Source organism: Slackia exigua ATCC 700122 (genome assembly GCF_000162875.1).
Lineage (GTDB): Bacteria > Actinomycetota > Coriobacteriia > Coriobacteriales > Eggerthellaceae > Slackia > Slackia exigua.
The window spans coordinates 774,714-792,678 of sequence record NZ_GG700630.1; the positions used below are offsets into that span (position 1 = coordinate 774,714).

Below are 17,965 nucleotides of genomic sequence, written 5' to 3' on the forward strand. Positions count from 1 at the left end.
GCTAGTCCTCCAGCCTCTCGTTGATTTCTTCGATCGAATCTTCCATGACCTGCACACGCAGGCGGAAGCGGAACAGCCCGTACGCGACCATGGCCATGCCGAACACCGAAAGCAAAAACGGCAGCAGCATCTCGGGAGACAATCCGGAATCGGTGCGGAACACCACCGGATGCAGGCTCGACGGCACGAGGCGCGTGATGGCGAAGCTGACCGGCACGTCCGCGAACGCGAGCAGCCCGAAGACGGCCGCATAGCGCGCGCGGCGTTCGGGATCTTCGACGGCGTTGCGCAGGATGAAGTACGCGAAGATGAGCATCATCAGAATGAAGTACGTGGTCAGACGCGGCTCCCACGTCCACCAGACGCCCCATTCGAAACGCGTCCAGAAGATGCCCGAGACCATCGTGCAGACCACGAAGACGAGGCCGACCTCCATGGCGACCTTCGCCCGCGCATCGAAGGCGCGTGCGTGCGTCATGAGGACGCGCACGGAGCAGTACGCCATGAACACGAGCATGAGCGCGCTCGCCACGGCGACGGGCACGTGCCAATAGAAGATCTTCTGCGACAGCAGGAGCTTGTTGGTCACGACCACGCCGTTGATGACCGCAGGTTCGTTCACTCCCGCACCGTTGACCAGCGGGGCCGATGTGAAGGCGAGCACGAATCCCGCCGCGGCCAGAAGCGCGCCCACGCCGAGCACCGCCGGCGCGATCGCATCCCGCACGCCGCCGATTCCCGGCGCGCGCCTTGTCGTTTCGCTCATAGAGCACCTCCTTGGAGCCTGCGCTCCCCCATCGTTCCTACGCGCTTACGACGAAATCGTAGAGCGCCCAGGACAACAGCGTCATCACGACATCGTATCCGCCCGCGAGCGCAAGGGACGTCGCGAACGTATGCATATACCCCGCCTGTCCGACCATGACGCACGTCGTCGCGGCGACGCAGGCCCACAGCAGGGGAAACGCCAGCGGGATGAACAGGACGGCGAGCATGACGTCCTTGCCTCGCGTGTTGACGGTCACCGTGGACAGCAGCGTGCCCACGCCGGCGATGCCGATCGTCCCCACGATGAGCGGCACGGCCATGAGAGGCCAGCTCGATGCCGCGGTTACCGTGCTCAGGAAGAAGAAAAAGAAGAGCGGCACGCAGATGAGCTCGATCGCGAGCAGGAACAGCAGGTTGGCCGTCGCCTTCGCGAGGAAGATGACCGAACGGTCCATCGGCACGAGCAGCATGCCTTCGAGCGCGCCCTGCTCCTTCTCGTAGGAGAACGAACGGTTGAGGCCGAGCAGGCTCGTGAACAGGATAACCGCCCAGAGAAGCCCCCCGGAAAGCTGGAGCACGTCAAGGCGGCTGGTCGACTGCGCGAGCGCCGCGCCGTACACGACGAGCACGAGCAGCGCATAGAGCCCCATCGACGTGAGCATTTCCTTGGTATGCATCTCCTGGCGCAGATCCTTGGCCAGAAGCGTGCGGTATTGGCGCCAGGCGGATGGACGCGCGACGGAAACGGAAGATGCCATCAGGCCACCCCCATCCCGACGGTCGAGCGATAGAGCTCCGAGAACTCACCGAGGTCGAGGTCTTCTCGCGGAGAGAACGAAACGATGCGGCCGCGGGCCATGACGAGCGCGTGCGTGCATGCATCGAAGCCCTTCTGCAGGTCGTGGCTCACCATGACGAATGTGCGGCCTTCGCGCAACCGCGCGATCAGAGAGTCGAAGATCTCGACCGCATGCGGGTCGAGGCCAGCGTACGGCTCGTCCAAAAAGACGACCGACGGATCGTTGAGCAGGGCGCGAGCGATCGACAGACGCTGGGTCATGCCGCGCGAGAACGTGCGCGCCGCATCGAAGCGGCGATGATCCAGCTCGACGGCCGCAAGCATCGTTCGCACCTGAGCCTCGGCGTCATCGATGCCGTAGAGGCGCGCGACGAACATGAGGTTCTCGAACGCCGTGAGGTCCGGATACAGCATCGGCCGGTGCGAGATCATGCCGATGGAGCCGCGCACGCGATCGGGGTCTTCCTTGATATCGAAGCCGTGGATCGTCGCGGTGCCGCCCGTCGGCTTCGTCAACGTGGCGAGCGTGCGCAGAAGCGTGGACTTGCCGGCGCCGTTCGGGCCGAAGATCGACACGAACGCGCCTTCGGGCACATCGAACGAGACGCCGTCGAGCGCGCGACGGCGTCCGTACGCTTTGGTGAGCTTATGTGCGACGATGGCTTCGGTCATGCGCGTAGTCTACCCTACCGAAGGGCCTTTCGCGTCCGGGTCCTTCGCGCCCGCGTCCCGCCCCTTCCCGGTCGAGTCCTTCGCTGCGGCGGCCCCATCCTCTTTCGTGACGGGCGCCTTCACCGGTGCGTCGACGACCTGGACGAGCGTGTCTTCATCCACGTCGGTGGACGATCCGTCGTTGCGCCCGCGCCTGCGATGCCCGAACAGCGCGATGGCCGTGCCCAGCATGAGCAGGAAGAAGCCGACCCACACGAACCCGATGAGCGGGTTGATCTTGACATCGATCGCCAGCTCGCCCGAATTGCTGACGCCGCGGTAGACGACGAAGAGGTCTTCGGTCGGCATATGGATGATCGAGGCGTTGAGCTTGGTTTCCATCGTCGCGAGGTTCATGTCGATGGACGGGCTCACCTCGCCGAGGTCCTTGCCGGTCTTCTCGTCGGTCACGTCGAAGACGACGGTGTAGGTGGCCGTGTCGCCCGCCTCGTTCTGCTCGACCGAGCTCGTCACGTAATGGAGCCCGTAGTTCGAGACCGTCACGTCTTCAGCCGTATCGGCATCCTGATCGAACGCGAGGTACTGGGAGGTTTCGGTGACGAACATGTTGGAACCGACGAGGCCGACCAGGATGAGCGCCATCGCGAAATGCGACAGGAAGCCGCCGTATTTGGACGGGTTGGTTCGGAAGAGGCCGAAGAACGCGGCGATCGGATGGGCGCCCGTCGCCTTGGCGCGGCCGGAAGCGGAGCGCACGACCATCATGAGCGTCGTGCAGAACAGCAGCGCCGCGACTGCGAAGCCGACGACGGCGAGCCCGTTGTAATACCACGCGGGACCTTCCTGCGCGAGCTTGTTGCCGATCGACCCGCCGCCGGCGACCGTGGCGACATAGGCCGGATGCAGGCGCGCGACGAAATACGCGAGCAGCGCGACGAATATGGCCGTCGCGGCGATGGCGGGAATCTTGATCTGGGATGCGAACCGCGCACGGTCGGTGATGCCCCAGGCAAGCAACGGGCAGACGGCGATGATCAGGCAGTAGAAGATGCCGACCGGACGCGCGACCGCATTGTACGTCTGGGCGGCGAGGCTCTGGCCGCCGAAAGGCAGCCAGGACGGAAGCGCGCTCGAGACGGTCATGTAGGTCAGCATGAGCGTGAAGACGATCATGATCACGTTATTGAAATAGTACGCCGCGTTCTTCGACATCATGGACTGGATGTCGTCGTCGGATTCGAAGCGCTTCCAGCGCAGACCGACGCCCGCGAGCGAGACGGCGACCGAAACGGCGATGATCAGGCCGAAGATGACGAGCGAGACCGGATCCTGCGCGAAGGAATGGACGGATTGCACCACGCCGGACCGCGTGATGAAGGTGCCGACGACGACGAACGAGAACGCGAGCGTCGCGCACATGACGCTCCAGCGCTTGAAGCCGCCGCGACGGCGATACACGGTGAAGCAGTGGACGAGGGCGAGGGCGACCATCCAGGACAGGAGGCTCGCATTCTCGACCGGATCCCATGCCCAGTAACCGCCCCAGCCGAGCACGACGTAGGCCCATATCGCGCCGAGCCCGATGCCGATGCCGAGGAACAGCCAGCTGAAGACCGCATAGCCGTTGGAACGCACGACCCATTTCTTGCCGGAATCGCCCAGGATGAGCGCCGCGATGGCGTATGCGAACGGAATGGTGAGGCCCGCGTAGCCCACGAAGAGCGTCGGCGGATGAATGGCCTGCGCCCAATGCTCGAGCAGAGGCGACATGCCGGCCGCGTTCGCCGCCGACGTCAGGTTGCCCGCCTCATCCACGTAGGGGGCGGCCGTCACCGTGAAGGGCATGTTGCTTTCGGAGAACAGCGAAAGGGATACGAACGCGAGCAGGACGACCTGCGAGGTCATGAGCGCCATGTGATCCATGGAGTCGGGATGGCGCAGCGCACGTGCGGCGATCGTCACGTTATAGAGTGAGATCAGCCAGGTCCAGAATAGAAGCGAACCCTCGCGGCCCGCCCACAGGCCGCTGATGTCGTAGAGCAGCCTCATGGATCCGGAGGCCTTGCTGCGTTCGAGCAAGACGTACTTGATGGAATAGTCCCCTGTGAGGAAGCAGAAGACGAGAATGCCGCAGCAGACGGTAAGGGCGATGGCCGTCAGGACGACGGCGACGCAGCCCGCCCACGAGACGGTTTCGGCGGCTTCCGCCTTGCCGCGCACCTCGAGCACGCGGCCGGCGATGAGGCAGATGATGGAGATGGCCGCAGCCATCAAGGCCACGACCAGGCCGATAAGACCGAACGTTGACATGCGTGCCTAAGCCTCCTGTGCGATATCGGTGCAGGCGAACGTGCCGTCCTTCGACAGCGAGCCGGTCAGGACGACGGACGTGCCCTCGCCGATCCCCTCGGGAATGCCGCCGTCGAACTTGACGGAGACTTCGGAGGTCTGATCGTCGGCATCGAGCAGGGAGAAGCGGATATCGGATTCGCCCGCCTTCTTCAACGTGCCGGGTTTGACGACGCCGGCCACCTTGACGGGCTTGTCGAGGATGCTGTCCCGGTAGTAATCCAGACGCGAGACGGTCAGGGCTTCGGATGCGTTCTCGTATTTCGAGGGACATTTGGTGACGAGCTCGGTGCAGACGACCGTCGGGGTGCCGCCTTCGTCCGTAAGCTCGCCGGTGCAGATGGCCTGGACGCCGTTGCCGAACGTGGATGCGGCCGAGCCGTCGTAGGATACATGCACGGTCGCGCCGTCGTTCGCGTCGGCATCGTAGATATCGAAGGCGAGCACGCCGTTGTCGATGCTGTACGAGTTGTCGACGACGGAGCCGGTGACTTCCACGCGCGTGCCGACGAGCGATCCGTCCGCCGCTTCGGCGACAGAGACCGTCTTGGCCGCGGAGCTGCTCCCGATATAGGCGAGAATGACCGCGAGCACGGCGACGATGACCAGCGTCACCACGATAAGACGTCGTTTGGCCTGGGTGTTCATATGCCCCCTTTTTCTCGTGCGCCCGGAAGAGAAATCCCCGGCGCCATCTGCGCGATACGGGAAGCCCTGCGCATCCTCGGCGCGTCGCGAACGATTCCGGCTCGCGACGGCTTCGACGATACCGGACGCCCCTGCCGCGTTCTCGATAGTATCAGGTGCCCCTCGCATTGGCACGCGGAGCCTTCTTCTTTTCTTCTTTCTTAGATTCTATTCACAACAAAAGGAAAGCCCGCCGAAGCGGGCCTCCCTTGCGAACCGAAACGCTATCGGAAAGCTCTTAGAGCTTGGTCTTCGCGGCGTAGTCGGACACGGACAGCCAACCATCCGGAATCGGCGCGTCGCTGTGGCACTGGCTGCACGCGTTGACGGACTGGCTGTGCGCGTTGTGGCACTCGCTGCAGGCGACTTCGCCGTGCTGGGCGAGATGCGGGTTGCGCGTGTCGCTCAGGCCGGCGGTCAGCGCGACGAGCTCGTCGCGCGTCATGGTGCCATGATCGCCGGAGCCGCTGTGGCACTTGGAGTTCGAGCAGAACTCGTTGCCGGAATCAAGGTTGCGCGCCTTGACCAGATCGTCGGTCGAGCGCTCGGCCAGGATGGTGTCGCCCACCTTGTTCTGGCCCAGGACTTCGTAGTTGCCGGTGATCCAGTGCATGCCTTCGGTGACCTGCTCGCCGATCGTCGGAACGTGGCAGTCGAGGCAGTTGGCGAGCTTGTACTTGCCGTGCATGTACGCCATCATCGAGTTCTTCTCCTGATCGGAGGCGAGCTCGTTGCCGTACGCGTCGGTGGAGCCGTCGACGTAGGTTTCGACGTACGCATCCATCGGCGTATGGCAGATCGCGTTGCAGAACGTCGGCTGCTCGTGCCAGACCATGAAGCCGGCACCGGCCGCGACGAGAACCACGGCCACGACGCCGACGATGATGAATTTCTTCTTCTTCGGCATCTTCGCCTTCTTGGTACCCGTTTCCGTGCCCGCATCGGTCTGCTCGACCTTCTTCTCTTCGGCCATCGGATACCCCCTTTCTATGAAGCTTTTTCTCCCCTTGCGCTCCAGCCCCTGCGGTTCAGAGGGGGACATGTCGGGCATGCCATGCGAACCGCGGCGATGGATCGTGGTCATTGTAGCATTGCGCGGAACGAATGCCATACGGTATTTCCCCATCGCGGAAAAACATGCCCGATACCCGTGCAAACACCCCCGCAAACCTGATAGGTTTCTTTAAAACCACCAGATGGAACACGTACGGCACGACCAAGCGACCTTGCGAGGAAGCCGAAGCGAACTCATAGGCTTTTCGTGAGAGGATTCCGTGCCGCCGATGCTCGGATCCCTTGCGGCATCTTCGGAATGCCGGTGCGGAAACGGTCGTGCGCGCATTGTTTTCAGAGCTTGGCGCGCGTGTCCCGAACGGGGCAGGCGCGTCCGATGCGGCATGCCGGCGTTGCATGGCGTCGCGGACGGACCCGTGCGCCCGTCGACGCGAACCGTCGCTCCGCAGCCTTGCGGGGTTATGGATTTACGGTTGCGCGCAACGTATCCGTTGACAACGACGCAGCCGAGCGCAAGAATACTGTCTTGCCGATTTCTGGGGATGTAGCTCAGCTGGGAGAGCATCACGTTCGCAACGTGGGGGTCGTGGGTTCGAATCCCATCATCTCCACCAGAAATGCTCAAGGCCCCGGAACGATCGTCCCGGGGCCTTTTTCGTATGCGATATGTCGAGAATGGGGTGCGCCGCGCACGACCGCCTCTCGCCATGCGCAATCGGGGTATGCTGCATACAGCTCTTCGATCTATAAGGGGGATGCAGACCGCGTTCGCATCGCAGCCTGCAAGAAGGAAGGCTTCCCATGGCTTCTCGTCGCACGCTTGTCGGCATATCCGCCGTCGTCTGGCTCGCCGCAGGGCTCATGGTCCTGCGCTTCGGCGTCCAGGAATACCCGTCGCACCTCTCGGCGCTGCTCGTTGCGCTCACGCTTATCGTGTTCGTGCCCTTCGGCATGATGTTCCAGAAGATGACCGTGAAGAACCGTCGCCGCATCGTGCGCATGGGAACCGACGACAACAACCCGCTGTCCTTCTTCACGCCGAAGACCTACGCGATCATAGCGTTCATGATGGCTTTGGGAGCGTCCCTGCGCGCCTGCGACGCCGTTCCCCGCTTCTTCATCGCATTCTTCTACGTAGGGCTTGGCAGCGCGCTCTTCCTCGCCGGCCTGCGCTATGCGGAGAATTTCATCCGGTACGGGCGCTACGAGTCGGCCGATGCGCACGAACCCGCCGACGAAAAGACCGTGGGGGCCGCCGTCTAAACCATGCTCCATCAAGCCGCTTGACGGGAATTTCGTTGGCGTGCGCCGCATGGTTTCGGTATCATCGTCGCGTTCCTGAAGGAAGGGCGCGAAGGGCCGCGTCCTCGTGCAAGAAAGGCATCGGCATGGCAAACCCTGACGAAGAGCGCGAGATCGCTCAGCTTCCCCTCAAATACCAACCCCTGAGCATGTGGGCGTACCTCGGCTACACGCTTCTTTTCCAATGCGTGCCCTTGGTCGGCATCATCATGGCGTTCGTCTTCGCATTCAACGACTCGAACATCGCGCGCCGCAACTTCGCGCGTTCCTTCGTGCTCGTCTTCGCCATCGAGGTCGTGCTCGGGATAATCCTCGGCCTGACCGGCATGGCCGCGCTCCTTGCCGCAGGCTCGATGAGCACCGGAACGATGCAGGCCTAGGGCATGCCCGTCCGGCATCCGCAAGAATGCGAGCCGCCTTCCGTCCCCTCCGATGAGGGTGGAAGGCGGCTCGTTTGATTTCAGGACCGCATCTTGAACGTGCGTGATCGCCTCGAACGGCGGACGCGTACGGGTCGGCGTCGTTCGCGAACGCTACTCGTCGTCTTCGTCGTCGGCGGCGTCGGACGCATCCTCGAGCGACGCATCTTCGCGCCCGAGGGTGAAGATCGGCATGCCCGTCTCGGTGTCGAACAGCTCGACCATGCCGGTCAGAACGTCAACGTACTGGTACGACTGGCGTGCGGTGCGGCCGCGCCTGCGATCGACCTCGAGAACGAAGAGCGAGGGATGCGCCTGAATGAGCAGGCCTTCGCTTTCGACGATCTTCGAGCGTCCCATATTCGCGCGTACCTTCACGCGCGTTTCAGTGCGGGAAACGAGTTCGCCGCGAATGTCATCGATGACATGAACCTGCTTTTCAAGCTCCATATAGACGGTTTCCTTCAAGCGAATAGGGCAATGTGAAGTGAAATTTTACTACGCTCAGCAGGCGTTGTCCGCGTTTCACAAGGTTAAACCACATATGGCCTTATTCCCAGCCGCCGCAGGACGCGCATGCGCGTCCCAAGGCGATGAACTCGTCCAACGACAGCGTCTCCCCCCGCCTGCGCGCGTCTATGCCCGCCGTTTCAAGCGCATGCACGATATCCGCCGCCTCGAGATGCCGCGATCCCGGACGCGAGAAATAGGCCTTCATAGAATTCGCGATCGTCTTGCGCCGCGCGGCGAACGCCGCATCCGCCGCGACGGATGCGAGCGCGACATCGTCAGGCGCATGGTCCTGCACTCTATCGAGCCTGATGACGGCGGATGATACGTGCGGCGCCGGCATGAAGTTCGAGGGTGCGACCTCGAAACGCCCGGTCGCCTGCGCACGCAGGGCGAGCTTCACCGAATACGCGGCGTAATCCTTCGTGCCGAGAGACGCCGCCATGCGGTCGGCCACTTCGCTCTGCACCATGACCGTCATGCTGCGCATCGACGGGAATCGATCGAAGAAATCGAGCACGAGCGTGGCCGCGACGGCATACGGAAGATTGGCCACGAGCTTCGTGGGCGCGAAGCCGCCCAGATCATCGCTGCCGACCTGCAACGCATCGCCCATATGGAGCGTGAAGTTATCGAAGTTCCAACAGCTTTCCTCGAGCACAGGGGCAAGATCCCGATCGCGCTCTATCGCATGCACCGCCCGCGCGCGTGCGCACAGCGCGACCGTCAGCGTGCCGATGCCCGGCCCGACCTCGAGCACGTCATCTCCCGCATCCACCTGCGCAAGCTCGCAGATCTTCCCGACGATCGCATCGTGTATGAGGAAGTTCTGCCCGAGAGCCTTCTTGGCCGCCAAGCCATGGCGCGCGAGCGCGGCGCGCGTGGCGGAAGGAGTCGCAAGCGGGGAGAACCTGGTCATGAGACGATACCTTTCATACGGGACGAACGATCGCGTGCGCAAGGCGCGACAACGGCCGCATCTCCTGCGCAGGGATCCATGTCGGGAATGCCTGCATCGGCCTGCCCCCAGCCGACGGCGTCGATGACGTCGACGAGCCTGAATCCTGCCGATCCGAATGCCGAGCGCACGATGGTCGCGAGCGGATCGAAGCCATGGGGATCGCCGCCGCTTCCGATGACGTGCAGCCGCACCGGCCGCTTCACTTCGGCAGGGTCTGCGCTGCCCGCAGGGCCGATACGGCGCTCCCATAGCGGCTGGAACCGATCGAGCACGGCCTTGAACTGGGCTGTCGGACCGGAGAAGAACACCGGGGCGATCACCTCGACCGCATCGCAGGATGCAAGCTCCTCGAACAGGCCGTCCATGGCATCGCGCCGGAAGCAGCGGAACGGCCCTCGGCACCGCTCGCAGGCGATGCACCCTTCGACCGGATGGTCTGCGACATTCCACATGCGAACGTCCGATCCGACGCTCTTCGCCTCAGGGACGACCGCTTCGCGCGCATACCGTGCGCTCACGCCGTGCGCCCGCGCCGAACCGACTATGACGAGGACGCGCTTCCGCTCATGCATGGTTCGCCCCCTGCGACAGCTGCCAGGAGGTCGGGCCGCGATCCTCGAAGCCGAGCGTCGTCTCATGCACCTCGGACAGGAAGCGCGCGCGGGACGCGCCGGAATCCGCGCCCACGACCGCGGCGGCCCGATGCGCCGTGAACACGATATGGTCGGGGCCGTTCTCCTGGCCGCGGAACGGCACCGGGGTCATGTAGGGAGCGTCGGTCTCGAACAGCAGGCGTCCGCGGGGCACGATCGCGCATGACGCACGGATCGCATCGGCGTTCTTGAACGTGAGCGCGCCGCCGAACGCGGCGAACGCGCCGCGTTCGATCCATGGTCCCAATTCGTCCGGACCGACGCTGCAGCAATGGATGAGCACGCCTGCCGCAGGCCATCCCGTCGACTCGAGGATATCGAACGCGTCTTCGTGGGCGCTGCGCTCGTGCCGGCCCGTCTGAGCCGCATCGCGCAGATGGAGCATGAGCGGCAGGCCCGTGATGCGGGCGATTTCCACCTGACGGCGGAACACCTCGCGCTGCATGTCGCGCGGCGACAGGTCGTAATAATAGTCGAGGCCTGCTTCCCCGAGCACCGAGGTCTCGGGGCGCGCAAGCAGGCGGAGGAGCTCCGCCTCAAGGGAAGCCGACCACGCATGCGCGTTATGCGGATGCACGCCGCAGGCCACGCGCACGCGAGGAACGGCCACGTCGCAGGGGCAGCGTTGGGACGCGGCCTCGTCGGCCGAAAGGTCGTCGCTGCCGGGAATCGTCTCGACGCCAAGCGCCTGCGGGTCGGATGCCGCCTCTTGCCTCGCGCGCTCGATGGAGCGTCGCGTGGCGGCGAATACATCCGGCAGGCGCCTGAGCGCTTCCGAGCGCCACAGTGGAAGACTCTCGTAGGTGCGGCGGGCGTCCTCGGACGGATCGCACACCGTGCAGATGAAATCCACCCGCCCGACCGCGCAGCGCGCCAGCGCGAGCGCCGGGTCGGACAGCATATCGAGATGCGTATGGGAATCGGCGACGGGGCCTTCGAGCGCAGGCCGCGCCACGACGCGATGCCCCCGGCGGCGCTTCTTGCGGAACAGCGCGTCGCCATAAGCCAGATGCCCGGCCTCGCCTTCGGGATCGATGGGATCGGCATGCGCCGGCGGCGCGCCGGCGGGCGCGTCCGGACCGCACGACGCCGATGCGCTGGCCGAGGAGCGCGCATCGCACGGTTCCGGCGCGCTGGAAGGTAGGTTCGAACCGCGCGACGCCGATGCGCTGCCGACCGGATTCGAGCCGCATATCCCCGCCGCGCCGTCGGGCGCGTCCGGGCACGCGTTCTGCACAGGTTCGTTCGCCATGAGCTAGAGCTGGATGTCTTCGACTTTGAGACGCGGGAAGAGCGGATCGCCCTTCTCGACCTCGTTGCCGGCAGGCAGCTGGCCCCAGGCGGTCGCGGCCTCGATGTCGTCGACGGCGGCGATGTCGCCCAGCCCCAAGCGACGGAACACCTCGGCGGACGTGCGCGGCATGAACGGCGCGAAGTAGAGCGCCAGGATACGGCAGGCCTCAAGCGCGTTGTACAGCACGAATGCCAGCTCGCCTGCCGTTTCTTCGGACTTCGCCAGATTCCACGGCGCGCTCTGTTCGACATAGAGGTTCACGCGGCTCGCCAATTCCTGAACGGCCGCGCACGCATCGGTGAAGTTCACGTCGGCCATGCAGGAATCGAACGTCTCGTACAGTCCGTCCGCGATATCGCGCAGCGGGTTTTCCACATGGGTGAATCCCGAGGGAACCTGCGGCACCGTGCCGTCGAAGTACTTCCCCACCATGTTGAAGACGCGGCTGCAGAGATTGCCCCAGGTATTCGCCAAATCGGCGTTGTAGACCTGGGTCATGCGCTCGACAGAGACGTTGCCGTCGGCGCCGAAGCGCACGTCGGAGAGGAAATAGTAGCGATAGGCGTCGGATCCGTACACGGACACGAGATCGGCGGGCCTGATGCCGTTGCCCTTGGATTTGCTCATCTTCTCGCCGCCCACCATGAGGAAGCCGTGGCCGAAGACCGTATGCGTGACAGGCAGGCCGGCGGCCATGAGCATCGCAGGCCAGATGACGCAATGGAAGCGCGTGATGTCTTTGCCGACGAAGTGATACTGCATGGGCCAGCGCGCATCGAATTCGCCGGGGCGGTCGGGGTCGGCGTAGCCGATGCCGGTCAGGTATGCAAGCAGGGCATCCGCCCAGACGTAGCAGACATGGCCCTCGTCGAAAGTCAGCGGAATGCCCCAGTCGAAGGTGGAACGCGAGATGGACAGATCCTGCAGGCCGCCCTTGACGAACGCGACGACTTCGTTGCGACGCGTCTCGGGGCGGATGAAATCGGGATGGGCCTCGTAGAACTCGAGGAGGCGGTCCTGGAATTCCGAAAGCTTGAAGAACCAGTTCTCCTCGCCCGACGACATGCGACGCACCGGACGCTTGCAATCCGGGCAGATGAACGCGCCCGCATCGTCGGTCTCCAGGTCGCTTTCGGCATAGTAGGTTTCTTCATGGACGCAGTACCAGCCCTCGTAGGCGCCCTTGTAGAGGTAGCCTTTCTCGTAGAGGTCGTTCCAGAACGTCTGCACGGTGCGCGTCTGGCGATCGGAGCTCGTGCGCACGAAGTCGGTGAAGGCGATATCGAGCATCTTCCAGGCGTCCATGAAGGCGGGCACCATGGAATCGCACCATTCCTGCGGGGTCATGCCGTGCTTCTCGGCGGTTTCGGCGACCTTCTGGCCGTGCTCGTCAAGACCGGTGACGAACGCGACGTCATGGCCGTTCATGCGCTGGTAGCGGGCAACCGCGTCCGCGGCGACGGTCGTGTAGGCCGTGCCCAGATGAGGCGCAGCGTTCACGTAGTAGATCGGCGTGGTGAAGGAATAGGTGGGCTTGGACATAGAGACGCCTCTTTCCACCGGAGCGACTGATGGCGCCCCTCCGGTATCGTGCGCGTCGCGGCTGATGGCACCGCCTGCGCGATCGAATGAAACCTAGGTATTGTACCGCAGGCGATGCGCCCATCGGACCCGTCCACGTGAAGGGCGGACTCCCGATGGCGCATCTCCCGACGGCGCGATCCCCGACGGCGCGATCCCCGACGGCGCGCCGATGCGTTCGCATGCGCGACGTTCTCAGAATGCGGAGCGGTAGATGGCGCGGACGTCGTCGGCATAGAGCCTCTTGAAGGCACCGAACGGTTCGCCCTTCGCGGCGATGACCTTCGCCGTGAGATCGTCCACGCATTCCTCGGAAAGCCCGAAGCCGCCTAGGCGCACGGACATCCCCATGCTGGCGAAGAACGAGGCCAGCAGGTCGATGCAGGCCTCGACGGCGTCTTCGACCGCCTGCGTTTCGCTCACGAAGCCCTCGTCGCCTTCCTGAACCGGTTCGATATCGAACACTTCGCGCGCGAAGAGCAGGAAACGGTCCGGATCGTCGCGCCAGACATAGCGCATCCACGCCGGCATCATGACGGCGAGGCCCGCCCCATGCGTGATGGTCGTATCGAAGGCGGAAAGCGCATGCTCGAGCGCGTGGCTTTCCCATCCGCCCGCGCGCTGCCCGCATGCGAGGGCGCGACCGCATCCTGCAAGACCGTTGTGGGCGAGCATGCCCGCCCACATGATGTTGGCGCGCGCATCGTAGTCATCGGGGTTCGCCAGCGCGCGCGGCGTCTCGTCCATCAGCGCGCGGATGAGCCCGCACGCGATGTTGTCGGTCACGGGCACGGCGCCCACGCCGCTGAAGAAGCGCTCGCAGATGTGCGCGATCATGTCGGTCACGCCCGCAGCCGTCTGATACGGAGGGAGCGAGAACGTGACCTGCGGATCCATGAACGCGACGAAAGGACGGAAGAGGGCGCAGTTCACGCCGTTCTTCGCACCGAGCGCATCGTTGCTGATGACGCACGAATCCGAGGCTTCCGAACCGGCGGCCGGGATGGTGAGCACCGCGGCTACGGGCAGGGCGGATCCGATCTGCGCCTTCTTGCAGAAGAAATCCCAGACGTCGCCTTCGTACGGAACGCCGAACGCGATGGCCTTCGCCGCATCGATGACGCTGCCGCCTCCGACGGCGAGCACGACGTCGATCTTGGCTTCCCGCGCGACGCGGATTCCCTCGCGCACGAATGCGACCTCGGGGTTAGGGCGCGCTCCGCCCTGCTCGGTCACGGCGATGCCCGCCAAAGCGAGCTGCGTGCGCATGCGGTCGAGGATGCCGGACCGTTCGGCCGAACCGCGGCCGTACACGACGAGCGCATGCGAGAACCCGCGCTCAGCTAGAGCGTCCCCCACCTGGTCGAGGGCCTGCCGGCCGAAGACGAACCGCGTGGGACACTGGAACGTGAAATCGTTCATGGATTCCCTCCGGACTATTCGAGGGACGCGAGGTACGCGACGATGTCGCCCGATTCGTACATCGGCGTACCGTCGACGAACAGGCACGGCACCTGGCGTTTGCCGCCGACCCGCACGAGTTCCTCGGCCGCGGCGGGCTCGGTGACGATGTCGCGATACGCAATGGGCGCGCGTCCGGCCCATTCGGCATCGATCCAGCGCATGACCCTCTGGCAGTACGGGCAGGAATCCTTCTTGTACAAGACGAGCTCAGGCATGACGGCTCCCATCTCGAATGCTTCGAAGCGACATACGCCGCCCGAAACGACGACTGTTTCAGGCGGCATTATATCGATGCCGTATGGAGGTTCATTGGGTGCATCGGCGGGATGCGCGGACGTTCCCGCCTCTGCTAATCGGTGCGTTTTGCACCTGTATACATCGCGCATATCATGCATACGAGAGCCGCGACGGCCCAGAATTTGTGGGAACCCATGGGAAACCTCCTTGACGTCGTTTCGTGACGGAGCGCCCCCGCGCTTCGCGTCACGCGAGACCTTCGCGTCGCACGACGCGAAACGATCGCGATTCGCGTGCCGTCGCGCGGCCGCGCGATGCGAGCCCGCATGATCGCGAGGCGAAGCGGCTGCGATTCGTGCGTCGTCGCATGACCGTACGATGCAAGCCCGCATGGCCGCGAGGCGAAGCCCCGTATCGTTGGACCCAGTGTAGCAGGAACGAGGCGAAGCCCCGGTTAACTCTTCCGAGGCGTCACGATCCACGTCAGCGATGGCTTCTTACCCATGACCGCGCGCTGCTCGGATGCACTGCGCGCGGCGGGATGGACGTTGCCTGCCGTCGTCGGCACTTCGGTTGCCCGACCCGGCATGCATCGAGATGACGACGTCGCACCCGTTGCGACGTGACGGCAACGCGCGCAATGGATCCCAAGCGCCTAAACGCGCGGGATCAGAGCGCGTGCACGAGCTCGTACGCTTCGTTCCGCCCCATGCCGAACTCCGATTTCAGCATGCGCACGATGTCTTTCTTCGAGACGGAAGGGTCGGACAGGAGCTCACGGGCGCGGTCGACGGCGGCATGCCGGAGCTCTTCTTGGTCCCGATCGGCCTCGTCCGGAGTCGGCGGGCCGACGACCAGAGCGATTTCCCCCCTGATGGCGCCATGCGCCTCGCGCTCGGAGAATTCGCGCAGCACGTCCTGCGCGGGACCCTTGAACACTTCCTCGTGCAGCTTCGTGAGTTCGCGACAGACCGCGACGTCGCGTTCGGGAAAGACATGAGCGACGGCATCGAGCGCGGCGACCACGCGATGCGGACTTTCATAGAAGACGAGCGCGGCATCGAGCGCGGCGAGCGCCTTGAGCGCGTCGCGACGTTCTCCCTGTTTACGAGGGAAGAACCCGCCGAAATAGTAGCGGGGCGCGGCGATGCCGCTCGCCACGTAGGCGGTCGCGGCCGCGGAAGCGCCGGGCAGCACGACGCAGGGAACGCCTCGGGCCTGCGCTTCGGCGATGAGCCGCGCGCCCGGGTCGGACACGCCCGGCATGCCGGCGTCGCTGCAGAACGCGATGGTTTCGCCCGCCTCGACGCGTTCGACGATACGAGGGGCCCTTTGCGCGATGACCGCCTCGTCCAGACGCTCGACGCGCTTCTCGATGCCGAAATGGGCGAGCAGCCTGCCCGTCACGCGCGTGTCTTCGGCGCAGACGACGTCGGCGTCGCGCAGGGCATCGAGCGTGCGCAGCGTGATGTCGCCGAGATTGCCGATGGGCGTAGGGCAGATGTAGATGGTTCCGGGCATGCGGCCATTATACGCATCGGGTCGACGAACGCTCGCTCGTCTCCCGAAGTCCGCCTTCGTTTATAGTGAGGCCCTGCGATCATAGTGAGACCTGTGATCGAGAGAATCACAACCAACGAGCGGAGGACGGCATGCTGAGGCTTCATGTGCTTGCGAGCGGCAGCCATGGCAACGCTTCCGTCGTGGAGGATGCGGAAACCGGACGCGCGCTGCTCATAGATTGCGGCATCTCGAAGAAGGCGTTCCTGCAGCGTTGCTCAGAGACGGGCTTCGATCCCCTTCGTATCGAGGGAGTCCTGGTCACGCACGAGCATACCGACCATACGAAGGGACTCGGCGTGGTGTTGCGCGGTCTCGCGAAGATGGGTGCGCATCCGCAGGTCTTCGCCGATCCATCCGTCGTGTGCGCAAGCCGGGACATCGCAGACGCGCTCGCAAGCCTTGATGCCCAGGCACGGCCGTTCGACGATTCGAGCGAGCTCACATTGGCGGGTATCGACGTGTTTCCATTCCTCACCTCGCATGATGCCGTCGCATCCTATGGGTTCCGCTTCGAGACGAGCTCGGGCGAAGTCGGCAGGGAAAGAGGTCCGCTCAATGCGCACGAGCGCATCGCCGACGAATGCGGCAGGAACGCGCGCGCTTCGATCGTTCGGGACGATTCACCTGCATGCACCATACCCATGCGTGGCGCCGATAGATTGACCGCATTCGGTGCCGGCAATCCAGATATATGCGACAACATCGGATTCGCCTCGCAGGACAATGCGCCTTCTGCGCGCATCGGCGCCGCGACCGCCACGTGCGTCGATGCCGCGGCCGCTACGTGCATCGATGCCGCGGCCGCTACGCACGACGTGCTCGGATTCATGACCGATACCGGCATCGTGACCTCGGCAGCACATGTCCATCTGCAAGGATGTCGCATTCTTGCGATCGAAGGAAACCACGATCTCCACATGCTCGAAAAAGGGCCGTACCCGTATTCGGTCATCGCCCGTATCGGCTCGGATCGCGGGCATCTGTCCAACGAACAGGGGGCCTGCGAACTCAGGAGCCTTCTGCACAATGGGCTCGAACGAGTCGTCGCCCTGCACGTATCGCAAAACACCAATACCTACGATTTGCCGAAACGCGCTTTTCAAGAGGTGCTTTTTCAGGAAAGGCACGACGCCCGCGCCGACGTCGGATTCCAGGAACGAGCGATCACCGTCGAGTAGCGCGCCTTGATGCAGCCGAGCGGCCGCCTTTGACGAGCTGCGCCCGCAGGAACGCCCTTGCCTATCGAGAGCCCCTACCTGTCAAAAAATCGTCGTTGAACGAAAATTCGCGTGCGATTCCTGCCCAACTGCCAAAATCGAGGAGCTTAGGGGGTTCGAAGACGGGATTTCGAATCACAGCACCGATCTAGCTCATTTTGTATATACAATATATTGTTGTAGAAGTATTCTAATAACAATATATCGATTTGCGAGAAGCAGATAGAGGAGAATGCCACTCGAAAAATCCCACTAAGCTCCTCGATTTTGGCAGTTGGACGGTAAAGCACATACAACTCGTCATAACAAAGCACATACGTCCCGTCATGGGTCGCATGTCCCGTCATGGGTCACATGCAGCCCGTCATAAGCCGACCAAGGCCGCCCGACGGAAGCGGATCCGCAACGTCTTGACCTGCGGTAACACCTCAGTCTGAAGCAATGTCTTAACCTGCGGCAACACCTCGGTCTGAAG

17 protein-coding genes and 1 tRNA gene are annotated in these 17,965 nt (G+C 63.9%); 4 read left to right on the top strand and 14 right to left on the bottom strand.

What is annotated here, in order from left to right:
• Nucleotide 1: 1 nt before the first annotated feature.
• The 6 genes from ccsA to HMPREF0762_RS03415 form a co-directional block, all read right to left on the bottom strand.
• Complete coding sequence (ccsA, locus tag HMPREF0762_RS03390) at nucleotides 2-766, bottom strand: cytochrome c biogenesis protein (protein WP_006362027.1); 765 nt, start codon at nucleotides 764-766, stop codon at nucleotides 2-4.
• Nucleotides 767-803: 37 nt separating this feature from the next.
• The gene (locus HMPREF0762_RS03395) at nucleotides 804-1,526 is read right to left on the bottom strand and encodes a heme exporter protein CcmB (RefSeq protein WP_006362028.1); all 723 of its coding nucleotides are present in this window, start codon (nucleotides 1,524-1,526) and stop codon (nucleotides 804-806) included.
• Nucleotides 1,526-2,239 (bottom strand): ABC transporter ATP-binding protein, encoded by a 714-nt coding sequence (locus HMPREF0762_RS03400; RefSeq protein ID WP_006362029.1) that lies wholly within the window; start codon nucleotides 2,237-2,239, stop codon nucleotides 1,526-1,528. Before HMPREF0762_RS03400 ends, HMPREF0762_RS03395 begins: the two co-directional genes overlap by 1 nt.
• Nucleotides 2,240-2,248: 9 nt before the next feature.
• On the bottom strand, nucleotides 2,249-4,549 hold the full coding sequence (locus HMPREF0762_RS03405) for a heme lyase CcmF/NrfE family subunit (RefSeq protein ID WP_006362030.1): 2,301 nt from the start codon (nucleotides 4,547-4,549) through the stop codon (nucleotides 2,249-2,251).
• Nucleotides 4,550-4,555: 6 nt separating this feature from the next.
• Complete coding sequence (locus HMPREF0762_RS03410) at nucleotides 4,556-5,236, bottom strand: cytochrome c maturation protein CcmE domain-containing protein (RefSeq protein WP_238319060.1); 681 nt, start codon at nucleotides 5,234-5,236, stop codon at nucleotides 4,556-4,558.
• A 277-nt stretch (nucleotides 5,237-5,513) separates the two neighbouring features.
• The gene (locus HMPREF0762_RS03415; RefSeq protein WP_039993197.1) at nucleotides 5,514-6,248 is read right to left on the bottom strand and encodes a cytochrome c3 family protein; all 735 of its coding nucleotides are present in this window, start codon (nucleotides 6,246-6,248) and stop codon (nucleotides 5,514-5,516) included.
• Nucleotides 6,249-6,827: 579 nt separating this feature from the next.
• Between HMPREF0762_RS03415 and HMPREF0762_RS03420 the strand changes: the two genes are divergently transcribed.
• From HMPREF0762_RS03420 to HMPREF0762_RS03430, 3 genes are all read left to right on the top strand, one after another.
• A tRNA-Ala gene (locus tag HMPREF0762_RS03420) sits at nucleotides 6,828-6,903 on the top strand.
• A 187-nt stretch (nucleotides 6,904-7,090) separates the two neighbouring features.
• Nucleotides 7,091-7,552 carry a hypothetical protein gene (locus HMPREF0762_RS03425; protein ID WP_006362033.1) on the top strand — a complete coding sequence of 154 codons (462 nt, stop codon included), beginning with the start codon at nucleotides 7,091-7,093 and terminating at the stop codon, nucleotides 7,550-7,552.
• Nucleotides 7,553-7,677: 125 nt separating this feature from the next.
• Nucleotides 7,678-7,971: a hypothetical protein gene (locus HMPREF0762_RS03430; RefSeq protein WP_006362034.1), complete on the top strand. Its 294-nt coding sequence runs from the start codon at nucleotides 7,678-7,680 to the stop codon at nucleotides 7,969-7,971.
• A 153-nt stretch (nucleotides 7,972-8,124) separates the two neighbouring features.
• On the opposite strand, the gene HMPREF0762_RS03435 is transcribed toward HMPREF0762_RS03430, so the two are convergent.
• From HMPREF0762_RS03435 to rsmI, 8 genes are all read right to left on the bottom strand, one after another.
• Entirely contained in the window at nucleotides 8,125-8,460 is a 336-nt protein-coding gene (locus HMPREF0762_RS03435; protein ID WP_006362035.1) for a Veg family protein, read from the bottom strand.
• Between the two features lie 100 nt (nucleotides 8,461-8,560).
• A complete protein-coding gene (rsmA, locus tag HMPREF0762_RS03440) occupies nucleotides 8,561-9,439 on the bottom strand; it encodes a 16S rRNA (adenine(1518)-N(6)/adenine(1519)-N(6))-dimethyltransferase RsmA (RefSeq protein ID WP_006362036.1) in 879 nt (292 codons plus the stop codon).
• The gene (locus HMPREF0762_RS03445; RefSeq protein WP_006362037.1) at nucleotides 9,436-10,053 is read right to left on the bottom strand and encodes a flavodoxin family protein; all 618 of its coding nucleotides are present in this window, start codon (nucleotides 10,051-10,053) and stop codon (nucleotides 9,436-9,438) included. The genes rsmA and HMPREF0762_RS03445 overlap by 4 nt, the downstream gene beginning before the upstream one ends.
• Nucleotides 10,046-11,386, bottom strand: coding sequence for a TatD family hydrolase (locus HMPREF0762_RS09095; protein WP_006362038.1), 1,341 nt, complete (start codon nucleotides 11,384-11,386; stop codon nucleotides 10,046-10,048). The genes HMPREF0762_RS03445 and HMPREF0762_RS09095 overlap by 8 nt, the downstream gene beginning before the upstream one ends.
• Nucleotides 11,387-11,389: 3 nt before the next feature.
• Nucleotides 11,390-12,970: a methionine--tRNA ligase gene (gene metG / locus HMPREF0762_RS03455; protein ID WP_006362039.1), complete on the bottom strand. Its 1,581-nt coding sequence runs from the start codon at nucleotides 12,968-12,970 to the stop codon at nucleotides 11,390-11,392.
• A 234-nt stretch (nucleotides 12,971-13,204) separates the two neighbouring features.
• Nucleotides 13,205-14,431 carry an iron-containing alcohol dehydrogenase gene (locus tag HMPREF0762_RS03460; RefSeq protein ID WP_006362040.1) on the bottom strand — a complete coding sequence of 409 codons (1,227 nt, stop codon included), beginning with the start codon at nucleotides 14,429-14,431 and terminating at the stop codon, nucleotides 13,205-13,207.
• A gap of 14 nt (nucleotides 14,432-14,445) precedes the next feature.
• Entirely contained in the window at nucleotides 14,446-14,757 is a 312-nt protein-coding gene (locus tag HMPREF0762_RS03465) for a glutaredoxin family protein (RefSeq protein ID WP_006362041.1), read from the bottom strand.
• 622 nt (nucleotides 14,758-15,379) lie between these two features.
• Complete coding sequence (gene rsmI, locus HMPREF0762_RS03470; protein ID WP_006362045.1) at nucleotides 15,380-16,231, bottom strand: 16S rRNA (cytidine(1402)-2'-O)-methyltransferase; 852 nt, start codon at nucleotides 16,229-16,231, stop codon at nucleotides 15,380-15,382.
• Nucleotides 16,232-16,362: 131 nt separating this feature from the next.
• Here rsmI and HMPREF0762_RS03475 point away from each other — a divergent pair, with 131 nt between their 5' ends.
• Nucleotides 16,363-17,451 carry an MBL fold metallo-hydrolase gene (locus HMPREF0762_RS03475; RefSeq protein ID WP_006362046.1) on the top strand — a complete coding sequence of 363 codons (1,089 nt, stop codon included), beginning with the start codon at nucleotides 16,363-16,365 and terminating at the stop codon, nucleotides 17,449-17,451.
• Nucleotides 17,452-17,965: the final 514 nt, after the last annotated feature.

Excerpts from the sequence above, each read along its gene's own strand:
- ccsA (WP_006362027.1), bottom strand. The coding sequence starts at position 766 with ATGAGCGAAACGACAAGGCGCGCGCCGGGAATCGGCGGCGTGCGGGAT.
- HMPREF0762_RS03395 (WP_006362028.1), bottom strand. The coding sequence starts at position 1,526 with ATGGCATCTTCCGTTTCCGTCGCGCGTCCATCCGCCTGGCGCCAATAC.
- HMPREF0762_RS03400 (WP_006362029.1), bottom strand. The coding sequence starts at position 2,239 with ATGACCGAAGCCATCGTCGCACATAAGCTCACCAAAGCGTACGGACGC.
- HMPREF0762_RS03405 (WP_006362030.1), bottom strand. The coding sequence starts at position 4,549 with ATGTCAACGTTCGGTCTTATCGGCCTGGTCGTGGCCTTGATGGCTGCG.
- HMPREF0762_RS03410 (WP_238319060.1), bottom strand. The coding sequence starts at position 5,236 with ATGAACACCCAGGCCAAACGACGTCTTATCGTGGTGACGCTGGTCATC.
- HMPREF0762_RS03415 (WP_039993197.1), bottom strand. The coding sequence starts at position 6,248 with ATGGCCGAAGAGAAGAAGGTCGAGCAGACCGATGCGGGCACGGAAACG.
- HMPREF0762_RS03425 (WP_006362033.1), top strand. The coding sequence starts at position 7,091 with ATGGCTTCTCGTCGCACGCTTGTCGGCATATCCGCCGTCGTCTGGCTC.
- HMPREF0762_RS03430 (WP_006362034.1), top strand. The coding sequence starts at position 7,678 with ATGGCAAACCCTGACGAAGAGCGCGAGATCGCTCAGCTTCCCCTCAAA.
- HMPREF0762_RS03435 (WP_006362035.1), bottom strand. The coding sequence starts at position 8,460 with ATGGAGCTTGAAAAGCAGGTTCATGTCATCGATGACATTCGCGGCGAA.
- rsmA (WP_006362036.1), bottom strand. The coding sequence starts at position 9,439 with ATGACCAGGTTCTCCCCGCTTGCGACTCCTTCCGCCACGCGCGCCGCG.
- HMPREF0762_RS03445 (WP_006362037.1), bottom strand. The coding sequence starts at position 10,053 with ATGCATGAGCGGAAGCGCGTCCTCGTCATAGTCGGTTCGGCGCGGGCG.
- HMPREF0762_RS09095 (WP_006362038.1), bottom strand. The coding sequence starts at position 11,386 with ATGGCGAACGAACCTGTGCAGAACGCGTGCCCGGACGCGCCCGACGGC.
- metG (WP_006362039.1), bottom strand. The coding sequence starts at position 12,970 with ATGTCCAAGCCCACCTATTCCTTCACCACGCCGATCTACTACGTGAAC.
- HMPREF0762_RS03460 (WP_006362040.1), bottom strand. The coding sequence starts at position 14,431 with ATGAACGATTTCACGTTCCAGTGTCCCACGCGGTTCGTCTTCGGCCGG.
- HMPREF0762_RS03465 (WP_006362041.1), bottom strand. The coding sequence starts at position 14,757 with ATGCCGCCTGAAACAGTCGTCGTTTCGGGCGGCGTATGTCGCTTCGAA.
- rsmI (WP_006362045.1), bottom strand. The coding sequence starts at position 16,231 with ATGCCCGGAACCATCTACATCTGCCCTACGCCCATCGGCAATCTCGGC.
- HMPREF0762_RS03475 (WP_006362046.1), top strand. The coding sequence starts at position 16,363 with ATGCTGAGGCTTCATGTGCTTGCGAGCGGCAGCCATGGCAACGCTTCC.